Genomic DNA, 11,983 nt, shown 5'->3' with positions numbered 1-11,983 from the left:
ACGAACACCGAGATCGGAGGGCGGTGCCGGTGACGGATCAGGGCGTACCTTATTTGGTGGCCAATACCAATGGTCGATCCGGTTCTGCGGCGGGGTTCTTCACCTGTCCCGCGATCGTTTTCAGGTCATTGGCGTCCAATGTTTCTTTGGCGAGCAGTTGGGTTGCGGCACGATCCAGCAGCACGCGGTTGTGTTCAAGAATTTCACGGGCTCGCGTGAACGCCTCATCGAGAAGTTTGCGCACTGCACGGTCGATGTCGTCGGCGGTTCGGTCGCCATAGCGGCGCGGTTGAAAATCCATTCCAGGCTGCCCGCCGATAAAGGCGGACCCTTCAACCTCATAAGCGACCATGCCAAGCGCGGAGTCCATGCCGTAGCGCATGATCATGCTACGGGCGATGTCGGTCGCCTTGGCGAAATCATCGGCGGCACCGGTCGAGACCTCGTCGAACACCACGCTCTCGGCGGCTCTGCCGCCCAGCAGAACCGCCATCCGGTTGCGCAGTTCACCGCGATCCATCAAGTAGCGGTCCTCCAGCGGCCGCTGCATCGTATAACCCAGGGCGGCGATGCCATGGGGAATGATGGTGATTTTCTGCACGGGATCAGTGCCCGGTAATGCCATTGCCACCAGCGCGTGTCCCATTTCGTGATGGGCGACAATATCGCGCTCGTGCGGGTTGAGCAGGCGGCTACGCTTTTCCAACCCGGCGATGACCCGCTCGATCGCCTGGTTGAAGTCCTCGAGTGTAATCTGATCGGCACGACGCCGGGTCGCCAGCAGCGCGGCCTCGTTGACCAGATTGGCAAGATCAGCACCGGTGAAGCCGGGCGTGAGGGCGGCGATCTGTTCGAGTGCAACCGAAGAATCGAGTCTGATCTTACCCGCGTAGATGCGCAGGATCGCCAGCCGTCCGACCTTGTCAGGCCGGTCAACCAGAACCTGACGATCGAACCTTCCGGCACGTAATAGAGCCGGGTCAAGAATTTCAGGTCGGTTGGTCGCGGCCAGCAGCACGACACCGGCGCTGCTGTCGAATCCATCGAGTTCGGTGAGTAATTGGTTGAGTGTTTGCTCCTTCTCGTCGTGGCCACCCCCGGTGAAAACCCCGCCGCGGGCGCGACCGAGCGCGTCAAGCTCGTCGATGAATACGATCGCCGGGGCCATCTTGCGCGCCTGCTCGAACAGGTCGCGGACCCGCGCCGCGCCGACACCGACGAACATCTCGACAAACTCGGAACCTGAAATCGAAAAAAATGCAACTCCCGCCTCACCAGCGACGGCGCGCGCCAGCAATGTCTTGCCGGTGCCGGGCGGGCCAACCAACAAAATGCCTTTCGGCACCCGTGCACCCAACCGGCCATATTCCGCCGGGTTTTTGAGAAAATCGACGACTTCCTGCAATTCCGCTTTTGCTTCATCGACCCCTGCGACGTCCGCGAACGTCACCTTAACGCCGGTTTCGACATAGACCTTGGCGCCGCTTTTGCCGATTGACATCATGCCGCCCAGCCCTTGTCCGCCCGCCATCGGCCGTATCAGCAGGAGCCATAACCCGACGAAAGCGAGGCTCGGGATCGTCCAGCCAAGAAATGTCTCGAATAACCCAGGCCCGGCGACGCCGGCGAAACTGACCCCGGTCTTGGCCAAGTCCTGGGCCAGGGTGGGATCGACCCGATAGGTCTCAAAATTCGGAACCGTCTTGTCCTCTGGATGGACAAATACGCCCGTAATGTCGTTCGGTCCGATCTTCAGGTTGGATATCTGGTCTTTATGCAGCAGATCGAGGAACTGGCTATAGGGGATAGTCTTGGTATCGGTCGGCCGGTACAACAGACTTTGCGCCAGCAGGACGCCGCTGAAGGCGATCATGACGTACCAGAAATTGATGTGGTGTTCGCGCTTGATGTCCATGATGCACCTCTACCTTAGGATAAGGATAGAGGGTGGCTGGTACCAATGGAAGACCGAGCCTGTTTTGGTGGGGAGACGACCTGCTGTTTTTAGGATCGATCGCCTTCTGCATCATCCCCGCTGGCCATCGAGCGCATCGCGAAGATCTGCACTTCGGCCTTACCGTGTTTGTCGCGCCACATCTCACCCTTTTCCGTCCGAAACGCCATCGTCTCTCCACTACATCATTCCGCTATGGCCGAGCCGACGCGTCTCCGCTCTGGACCGACTACGCCGCCAACCTGGCGGCATGATCGACCAGGTCTCGTCGACTCACACCTTATCTGATCAGCTCAACATTGCCCGACCTGACCCTCGAGTCACAGGGACTCGGGTAATACGCCTTTGGTAATGATGATGTTTGCGTATAGCCTTCTGTCGCCGGTAGCGACGATAGCAAAACTGTCACGCGCCCGCTGATAGAACTCCTGACGATCAACGGTGCCGAAACGGGCTGGTTCGATGCCGATGGCCGACGCGGCTTCGTGGATTTCGGCAACGGCGGGCGGGGTTATAATCGCATCCCCCACGATCTGCATGGTCAGCAGCGGTTTGGGCAGAAAGTCGTCGACCGGAAGGACGGATACTATGGCACGAAACATAGTCGTAACATCGCTGCCTTGGTTAGTGATCAGCCGGCGTGCGCAAGTGGCTGCGGGGAAATTGGCATCCACGATAGTGATGGTATCGCCATGACCCATGGCACACAAGGCATATAGTAGGTCAGCAGTGAGCAAAGGATCAAGACCGCGAAGCATTTCGTTATCCTTCAGGCGTTAAGAATATCGTCGATTTCTTGGGCTGTCGGCATGGCAGCCTGAGCGCCTGACTTTGTGGCAGCGAGGCCGCCGGCGGCGTTGCCATATGCAACAGCGGCAGAGATCGATTCCCCGCGTTCGATCGCGGCAGAAAAGGCCCCAGCGAATGCATCGCCGCAGCCGGTAGTGTCGATGACTTCAATGTTATGGCGAGGCAAGCGGCCTGTGGAGGGGCCAGAAGAGGTTGCGGCGGCCCAAACTACGCCATCGGCTCCCAGCGTTATAATGGCGGCGCGATGACCGAGGGCAAGATCAAGAGCGGCGGCTTCGGGACTACCTAATTGCTCGAGCGCGAGCAGACCGGCGGCTTCAGTTTCGTTAATCAGGAGGATATCGGCCACATCCCGAAGTGCAATGAGAGTCGCGGCGTCAAGTCCTGCGATCGGGGAGATATTGAGGATAGTAGTACCACCGCTAGCACGGTTCGAAGAAGCTGCCGCAATGACAATCGGGATCGGTATTTCAAGCTGAGTCAACAAGACAGTACCCGGCTCAAAGACGCTAGGCAAATCAGCCGATCTCAGTGCGTAGTTGGCGCCAGGAATAACGATGATTCTATTTTCGCCACTTGCGTCAACGGTAATAAATGCGATGCCGGTGGGGGTGGGGACGCGGGTTATGCCCGAGGGGTCAATACCCTCGGCGGAAAGAGCCTCGTTGAGAGTGTCGCCATAGGTGTCGTTGCCAAGACAACCGAAGAAGGTAACATCGGCACCGGCCCGGCGGGCGGCGACAGCTTGGTTGGCACCTTTGCCGCCGGGGTAAAAAGCGTAGTCACGGCCGAAAACGGTTTCGCCGGGTCCGGGGGCGCGCTCCGCGTGGGCCACGATGTCCATGTTAATGCTGCCGATGACGATCATGCAGGTAATTCTGAGGGAGCGGTACCGGTGCATCCGACTACCGTCACTACGAGGCTCTGATGAGCGGATACAATGACGGGGGTACGATTGCGCGCGAGTAGGTTCGCGAGCACACGTCGTTTGGAAGCACCAACAAGGCCGCGGATAATGGTCAATGGAGGATTAGTCAGGGTTCGGATCGCACTGAATACCGTGATTGTTATTCTCCACGACAGGTCTCCCAGCGGAAATGCCATCGAGATGAGTATCATCAATTTGGCAAAAGCCGAAGTTGTGCTGGTTGCGGCGTAGTTAACCATCATTATGAGGGACGCCGTTTGACGTAATCGAGCATCACTGCAAGCAGTATCACAACACCCTCGACCAATTGAGTATAGAACGGCGACACATTAAGGAGGACCAGTCCATCAAGAATGGTGCTAATCAAAAGAGCCCCGACGAGCACACCCCAAATTGATCCTACGCCACCGAACAGGGAGACACCGCCGATGACCACGGCCGCAATTGCAGTCAATTCGTCGCCGCGCCCGGCTGTAGGATCGGCACTCCCGAGCTGCGAAGCAAATACAATTCCTGCAATTCCAGCGCAGAGTGCTGAAATACCGTAAGTCAGGGTCCTCATCGCCCGAACACGAATACCGGCTCGAAACGCCGCGATTCGACTGCCGCCAATTGCATAAAGATGAACGCCAGTCGCAGAAACGGCTAACCAGATCGCAACGATCACAACAACTGCACCCGTCAACCAGATCTGGATCGGCACCCCTAATGCACTGTTCTGGGCAATCGCGTCGAAACCGGCTGCGCTAATCGAGATCGGATTTCCAGCCGTTATGATTAGGGTAAGGCTCGAGATGATCGACAGTCCTGCAAGAGTACCAATAAAATCGGTCACATGCAAATAGTTGATCACGACCCCTTGGATGATACCAATAATCAATGCAATTGAAAGCCCGATAATGAGAGCCACTGGCCAGGCAAGATCAACAGAATGAATGAGAATAGCTACACAAGCGCCCGTAAATCCAGCTACCGCACCAACTGAAAGATCAATTCCAGCTACCAAGACCACAATCATTTCGCCAACGGCCATGAGGATAAAAGGTGCAGCTTGCGTCAGTACCGAAAACAAATTAGCGCGGGAGACAAAATTAGGCGCAATAAATGCCAGGACTATGACAAGAGTAATAAAACCAAATACAACACCATTCTGAATGAGTATGTTGACGATCGTTTGACGGGGCACCTTGCGCAACGCGGAGCTCATTTCGCGCCGCCTCGACCGAAAAGCATCGCGGCAACGACAGTTTGTTCATCGTGCATACCGGGCTCACCCTCGAGCGCCACCGCACCGCGCGTAAGAACCATCATGCGTGTCGCGACCCGCCAGACGTCGGCCATCGTGTGGGTAATCAGAATAACGGCGACCCCTGTCTCAGCCAAGCGTTCGATAAGCTTCAAAATCGCCTCATGCTCGCTGACGCCGACCGCCGCAGTCGGCTCATCCATGATAACCAGGCGCGCCTTCCAGTAGACTGAACGGGCGATCGCAACCGCCTGTCGCTGTCCTCCGGACATACCGCCGACTGGTTGGGTTATATCAGGAAGGTGTATATCAAGGCTTTCTAGTGCAGCGATCGCCGCCCGACGCATTGAGCTGCGCGCCAGGACCGGCAATAGCCCGAACATGCGACGATGTTGCTCTCGGCCTAGAAAAATGTTCGCACTGGCATCGAGATTTTCGGCTAAAGCTAAATCCTGATAAATTGTCTCGATGCCAAGAGAACGAGCGTACCGGGGATCAAAACGCGTCACGGCAGCGCCGGCGAATTGGATCGTACCTGAACTCGGTGCCATGGCCCCAGCGATGATCTTGATCAAAGTTGATTTGCCAGCCCCGTTATCGCCAAGCAGCGCAAGCACCTCGCCGGAATTCAGTGTAAGATTAATACTCCGCAAAGCTTCGATGGCGCCGAAACGCCGGTGCACGTCATGTAACCTCAGCAAGGGGGGCGCAGCCTCAGCCTCCCCCTGTGTTGGTAGCGAACTCATCAAATTAGCGTGCTTTAGGCGCCTGATCTATCTTGAGTGGAACCGGCACGAACAACATACCGCTCGCCAGTTTGTTATAAGCTGCCTCGACCCCCATGGCGGCCATCACCCCTGGCTGCTGGGCGACGCTCAGTGCGATATGTCCCTCCCGGATTAAATCAGTCTGTTCGGCACTGCCGCTCCCAATCATCGTGATAAATACGTCCTTCTGCTTTCCGGCGGCCTCAATCGCGTGCATGGCCCCGATCGCCATCTGACCATTTTCCGCATAGACTGCATTTAATGTTGGATGGGCGATCAATATGTCTCGCATCACGGTTAACCCATCCTGGCGGCTGAATTTTGCCGTCTGGCGTGCCACAATCTTGATACCTTTATTGCGTGCAAACACGCGATCGCATCCGACACTTCGCTCATTGGTTGCCGATGCTCCTGGAATGCCGAGTAGGATGGCAACATTCCCCTTACCGTGAAGACGATTAACAATATACTTGCATGCAAGTGCACCAGCTGCAACATTGTCCGAAGCAAAATATGCGATTGCTTTGCCGCCATCCGTTTTTCGATCGATAAAAACGACGGGAACATGGGCGGCATTGGCTTTACGGATCGCCGGAATTAGTGATTTTGCATTTGTTGGATTGACTAATAGGGCATCAACCTTGCGAGCAAGAAGTGTGTTGATCTGATTCGTTTGAGTAGCAGAACTGTTATTCGCGTCTTCAATTAGCAGAGAAACTCCGAGATTTTTTGCCTCTGATTGGGCCGCTTTCTTTATTGATACGAAATATGGATTATTTAAAGTCGAAAGCAGCATGCCGAACGTATAGTGTTTTGCGACTGGAATCGTTTCCGTCTGTGCGCGGGCGGAACCGGTCCATACGGTAAGAACCAGAGCTGTGATAGCCATAGTGATGGCGAGACAGCCTTTTTGTTTTTCGATCATTATTGTTCCCCCTTTATGGCCACCGCCACAGCGGCGGTATTTACTGGTAAATTCGTTCCGTTCGGTCGCGCCTTGGATTGTGTTGAAATTGTCTTGGGCGGCGTCTCCGGTTGTGTCAACATGACGGTGTCAGGCCACGAGATCAAGATGCTTTGAGGCGAGATGTTCTCCGAGGATATTACCAAGTTGATTTAATGAGGAAGGATTTCACCGAGGTCCGTTCGATCGGGGGCCAGGTTGGCAGGATGATCGGGCGGAAAGGCGGTGGCGTTTCGGGCAGAACGGGATGATAATCTGCCCGCAGGTGGCGGGAAATCTACGGTCCTGGCCGGTGGGCTTGGACCGACCCGTGATCTTGTCTCGTCATCATGTATAGCTGCGGAGTGGCGTATGTCAGGCATACCGTTTTTTCTTCTGCGAGCCGCCCGTCCTTCCGCAATCTGCTTGGCGATGATCGGGTCGAACACATTTTCTTGCGCAATGACCAACTCTCCCTGTCGGGCAAGTTCCAGCCCGGCGACGAATGTGCTGGTCCAGGCAGATCGGCGTCGCAGAGTCGTCGGTGGAGATGCTGCATACTCTCCGTTGGGCTCCGGCAACAGCTGGTCGAGGCTGAGCGGCGTGTCGCTCGCCCCAAGGAGCCTTAAGATCCGTTCGCGGACTTTCGGAATGCTATACAAATCCAGAGCGGGAATGCGATAGGCCGGTCTCGTGTCGACCGAATCCGCGGGTGCCGCGCGGCAAACAACCTGGGACCGCATTGCCTCACCTGAAAAGCTCCCGAGACGTGACCTGTTGCCTCACAGAATTGCTGCATAGCATCGGCATATTCAGCAATTTCATGCCGATTACGAAATGAGGGGATAGGAGAGCTTTGAACCCATCGGGTCGTCCACACATATCGTTGGGCAGCGGGAACCGCGACTATCCGATATCGGTTGGCAGCGTGACAGCCGTCACTCGCCCGCTGACAGCGCCGCGACTGCCCCGCGAATAGCCTCGGTCATCTCGCGCCGCCGGTTGCTGACGTCACCCGAAAAAGTACGACCGGTCGCGTCGATGGCTTTACCGAATCTTACCGTGATCGGGCGCAGCCGTGGCACCCACCGGCCGGGTGCTAGCACGTCGGCCGTCCCAGAAATATACGCGGGCACCACCGGCACCGGTGTTCTCTCCAGCACCGCAGCAATCCCGCGTTGAAACGGCTGCAACGATTGGTCAGGACTGAGACGCCCCTCAGGAAACCAGATTACGATCCGTCCCTCCGCCAGAACCTTCGCCCCGAGTTCGATCGCTGCGCCCGGTGCCCGATCAGGATCGATCGGCAGCACTTGGGCCGCCCGGCTGAACCCGCGCCGCAACCGGGAAGAGAACAGCAACCCGGTCCACCCCATCCAGTAGGTCGCCGCCAATCGATCATGTGGCAGCGCCGCGCCTACCGCGAATGGATCAAGAACGCTGATATGGTTGGGGCAGATCAGAAACGGCGGTTCGGGCAGAAGCTCGCGCCCAACCACACGCAGCCGAAATAAAGACCCCATGCCCACGCGCACGGTAACTTCGCCTACCGCCCGCACGATGCGAAACCCTGGCCCCATTGGCTGTTGCCATCTCGCTGCTCGATCGTCCCCTCCGCTTGACCCATTCGCACGCAACGCGCCGCCCGCCGTCACATCTGAATGTGCCATTCGAACCAAATCACGTACGGTCATGATCTCAGCAATCTGCCGGTCGCTGACCGTCATCCCAACCTCACGCGCCATCGCGAGCGTCAGATCGGTCCAGCCCAGCGAATCGATGCCGAGGTCGAGTTGCGGGCTGCTGTCGAGATCGACCGTCTGGTCCGGAAACCGCCGACGCAGCCAGTCGAGAAGAACACCGGCCCCTGGTGCGTCGAGCAGCTGCCGATCCTGCTCACTCATAGCGCCTTCCGCTCCCGTGGTCCGCTCATGTCGGGACGCTTGCTCGTACAGCTCTGCGAGCAAATGACGGCGAAGCTTGCCGAGTTGTGTGCGCGGCAAGGGCTCATGACTGACCGCAAAGCCGCTCAGATGAAGGTGGGGCGCCAGTGCGCGGCTGCGGCCGTTGAGCACGTCGCGAATCAACCCCTCCACCCGCAGCGCACCTGCCCGCCGAACCTCGTCGTCATTGAGCACAATGAGCCCAACCAGCCGTCCCTCGCGACCCATGATCGCTATTTCCCGAATGATCGAGTCAAGTGCATAGATTTTCTCGAGCGGCTCCGGGGAAATTTTCTTTCCATTCGCGAGCACGATGGTCTCGGTCGCCCGCGATTCGATGAACAGATATCCCTGCGCGTCCAGCCGCCCCAGATCGCCAGTCCGGAACCAGCCATCTGCAGTAAAGGCACGCTCGGTCGCCGTGACGTCATCGTGGTAACCGCCGAACACCGAGGCACCCTTTGCCTCGATCTCGCCAATTCCTGCTGAATCCGGCTGGGCAATCCTGAGCGAAACTCCCGGCAACGCTTGCCCGGACGAGCCTACACGCACGTGCCCCGGTCGATTGAAGGCCAGGATTGGTGAGGTTTCGGTCAATCCGTATCCAGTCAGCACCTGCCATCCAAGCCCGGCAAGGAGAGTCTCTGTCGTCACCCCAAGCGCTGCGCCACCGCTCACCATCAGACGCAGCGAACCGCCGATCCGCTTGTGCAGGCTTGCGAACATATACCGCCCAACCGGCAGACCTGTGCTGCGCCCGAATAGAGCGGTGACCGCCAGCAACCGCGGCAGCATTCGGGCAAGCACACGTGAACGCGCTCCGATTTCAGCCTCGATCCCCGACATCATCACGGTATAAAGCCGTGGGACACCAAGGAGCACCGTTCCCGCCTCGTCGCGGATCGCCGCCACGAGGTCCTTACCAGTGACGCCGGCTGGAAGGATCAGGCACGCGCCGGTCCCCAGCACTGTCAGCATCCCTACGGTCATCGGATAGGTGTGATGCAGCGGTAGCGGCACCACCGCACGATCCTCCGTGCCGATAATGGCGGCGTGTCTCAACGCCGAAAAATTCGACATCAGATTGGCATGGCTCAACGGCACCGCCTTCGGTTGCCCCGTAGTCCCGGAGGTGAACGCCAGTACCGCGACATCGTCTGGTCCGGATCGAGGCCACTCCGGCCCCGTCAGCTCGTTCGAATGCAGCGTTCCGGACCGTCCGCCGATTTCGACGACCTCGCAGCCGCCCAAGGTCCGAAGCTTTCCTGCCTGCTGCGGGCCAGCAAAAACCAACCGGCATTTCGCCAGTTCGATCATTCGCTTCAGATCATCCTCGCCCAGCTGCGTATCGATCGGGAGCACGACACCGCCTGCGGCCACTGCACCAAAGAAGGTGCCGACCCACGCTATTCCATTCGGCATCATGATTCCTATCACCGGCCGCCCGCCAAATTTGCGATTGCTGATTTCGGCCGCTAAACTCGCGCTTAGGTCGAACAATTCGTCGTAGCCAAGCCGTTCGACGCTATCCTCGCTCATCGCGACGATGGCAGGGTGTTTCCCATGACCGCGCCATCCGTCCCGCAACTCCTGCAACGTCCGTGGATGCCCCATGTTCAAATTCCTTTTGTAGCGGGTGTTAACCTTGCACCCATGATGGTCCCCAAAGCGCCGGATTTCGGTTGATCTCGAAAGAATGAACGGCCGGCCCCTGGAATCCCTCAGCTGTCCGCATCCTGACACTGGAAGCGTTCAATCCTAATTTCCACTTAGGAATTCAACGGCAATATTGCATGTTCACCAATGCGAAACAGATGTCATAACGTCTAGGTAACAATCTGTTTTACCGGATATTGTGGTCAGACGACACCTACAACTGCTGCCCATTCAGACCTGCCAACAACCACGGGAGGAAGGAACTCGAAAAAATGACAATTAAGTCCGGCCGCCCGGCGCGCAAAACCTTCGTCGTCCTCTCACTATTCTCCCCGGTCGTCCTCTCTGGTTGCTCTGGCGCGGTCCTCACCCCCCACCCCGGCAACGCCAATGTCTTCGTCGTCGGCGTTGGTTGGCACACCCAGGTCTATATTCGGCAAGCCGACGCAACCGGAGGTTTGCGCAGTATCGTCGCCTCTGACGCTCGTTATGTCGGCTTCGGCTTTGCCCAACGAGGCTTCGTGGTTCCGAAGAGCGCATCACCCCTTCGGTACGTTGCCGGGTTCTTCCGGGGCCTTGCTCCTGCGCGCGGTGTCATCATCGTGACCTGGCTTCGAACCACGCCGACCCAGGCGTGGAATCCTACCCATGTTGCCGCTCTCCACGCCACGTCACAACAAATGCGCCGGCTGAACACGTTTCTCTGGTCCGACTTCGTCCACAAAGATGGCCAACCCGAGCGTATCGCATCCGGCGACTACCCCGGCAGCGCCTTCTATGCCGCGCGACAGCATTACGACTTCTGGTTCACATGTAACACCTGGACCGACACCCTCCTGCGTGACGCGGGACTGAATATGAACCCCCACGGCGTCGTCTTCGCCAGCACCACGATGCACGACGCCCGCCGCATCGCGACCCAAGAAAGTCCATGATCCGATTTTGCGCCCATCGTTTCCAAGCCGGAGGCGCGGAGGATACTGAAGAGGCCAAGACTGTGGGCGCCGATTGTGCGGGGCGGGTTTTGGTTCTGACCTAATTGTCGATCGGCTGAATGAGTCTGTGCCCGAGGATCTTGAGTCTACTGCCCAGAAAGGTCCAGATCGGGATGCCAACCATCAGAGCTTCAAGCTCCGGCTCCAGGCCGGTCAGATGGCTTTGCGATCGGATTTTAGCCCCGCGGTCATGGCGAACTTTGATGGTGTGGAACGCCCGCTCTTTCTGGTGTTTGCCGGCGGCGATTTGCGGAAATAAGCGGGACCGTCACCGCCCTTTGCACCCGACTTGGCAACCATCACCGAACAGCGCACATTCCAGCCATGACTGCCTGTATTGACCGGATGCAATCCATCGTGACAACTCGGTTTGCGCCCATTGATCTCGTCCTCCAGGGCGACAGTCACATGCACGCCAGCGACACCCATCGCACCGAGAACGGCAGTCACGCGGAAGGGGTCGCGGGACGTCATTACCGGCTCACCATGATGTCCCCCCATTTCGCCGGCCAGAGCTGGGTCACCCGCTCCCGTGCCGTCCACGAGGCGCTCGATGCCGAATTCAAATCCGGCCTGCTCGCGCTGACGTTCGACCTCCAAGCTCTCGGCGAGTGAACCGCGCCGTGCCGCCAGCACAGGGCTAGAGGCGCACGATGGGCGATCGCCCAGGCCCGCTGTTCTGGAGCCTGTAGCGCGACAATCTGGATGAGAACGGCCGTCAATCAGGATGAGAAAAATCCG

Annotated in this window: 10 protein-coding genes; 2 read left to right on the top strand and 8 right to left on the bottom strand. The window is 58.0% G+C overall.

Translation table 11 applies throughout. From position 1 onward, the window contains the following. Positions 1-49 precede the first annotated feature (49 nt). Positions 50-1,915, bottom strand: a complete 1,866-nt coding sequence (gene ftsH / locus ACP5E6_RS12895) for an ATP-dependent zinc metalloprotease FtsH (protein ID WP_427954655.1) — start codon at positions 1,913-1,915, stop codon at positions 50-52. A 32-nt stretch (positions 1,916-1,947) separates the two neighbouring features. Between ftsH and ACP5E6_RS12890 the strand changes: the two genes are divergently transcribed. Then, positions 1,948-2,208, top strand: coding sequence for a hypothetical protein (locus ACP5E6_RS12890; protein ID WP_427954654.1), 261 nt, complete (start codon positions 1,948-1,950; stop codon positions 2,206-2,208). Positions 2,209-2,274: 66 nt separating this feature from the next. Here the strand turns inward: ACP5E6_RS12890 and ACP5E6_RS12885 are convergent, their stop codons facing one another. The 6 genes from ACP5E6_RS12885 to ACP5E6_RS12860 all read right to left on the bottom strand — a co-directional run bounded on the left by ACP5E6_RS12885 (position 2,275) and on the right by ACP5E6_RS12860 (position 10,205). After that, complete coding sequence (locus ACP5E6_RS12885) at positions 2,275-2,712, bottom strand: RbsD/FucU family protein (protein ID WP_427954652.1); 438 nt, start codon at positions 2,710-2,712, stop codon at positions 2,275-2,277. A gap of 11 nt (positions 2,713-2,723) precedes the next feature. Next, positions 2,724-3,632, bottom strand: coding sequence for a ribokinase (locus ACP5E6_RS12880; protein WP_427954651.1), 909 nt, complete (start codon positions 3,630-3,632; stop codon positions 2,724-2,726). A gap of 301 nt (positions 3,633-3,933) precedes the next feature. After that, on the bottom strand, positions 3,934-4,899 hold the full coding sequence (locus ACP5E6_RS12875; RefSeq protein ID WP_427954649.1) for an ABC transporter permease: 966 nt from the start codon (positions 4,897-4,899) through the stop codon (positions 3,934-3,936). Further along, positions 4,896-5,639, bottom strand: a complete 744-nt coding sequence (locus ACP5E6_RS12870; protein ID WP_427954648.1) for an ATP-binding cassette domain-containing protein — start codon at positions 5,637-5,639, stop codon at positions 4,896-4,898. The genes ACP5E6_RS12875 and ACP5E6_RS12870 overlap by 4 nt, the downstream gene beginning before the upstream one ends. A gap of 49 nt (positions 5,640-5,688) precedes the next feature. Further along, the gene (locus tag ACP5E6_RS12865) at positions 5,689-6,630 is read right to left on the bottom strand and encodes a substrate-binding domain-containing protein (protein WP_427954646.1); all 942 of its coding nucleotides are present in this window, start codon (positions 6,628-6,630) and stop codon (positions 5,689-5,691) included. A gap of 956 nt (positions 6,631-7,586) precedes the next feature. Further along, a complete protein-coding gene (locus ACP5E6_RS12860) occupies positions 7,587-10,205 on the bottom strand; it encodes an AMP-binding protein (protein WP_427954645.1) in 2,619 nt (872 codons plus the stop codon). Positions 10,206-10,519: 314 nt separating this feature from the next. Between ACP5E6_RS12860 and ACP5E6_RS12855 the strand changes: the two genes are divergently transcribed. Beyond that, positions 10,520-11,182, top strand: coding sequence for a DUF2459 domain-containing protein (locus ACP5E6_RS12855; RefSeq protein WP_427954644.1), 663 nt, complete (start codon positions 10,520-10,522; stop codon positions 11,180-11,182). A 213-nt stretch (positions 11,183-11,395) separates the two neighbouring features. Here the strand turns inward: ACP5E6_RS12855 and ACP5E6_RS12850 are convergent. Then, the coding region (locus ACP5E6_RS12850) for a hypothetical protein (protein ID WP_427954642.1) at positions 11,396-11,983 on the bottom strand (588 nt) is incomplete at its 5' end.

Source organism: Acidiphilium sp. (assembly GCF_049977125.1).
Lineage (GTDB): Bacteria > Pseudomonadota > Alphaproteobacteria > Acetobacterales > Acetobacteraceae > Acidiphilium.
This window is presented reverse-complemented; position numbering and strand designations above follow the sequence as displayed.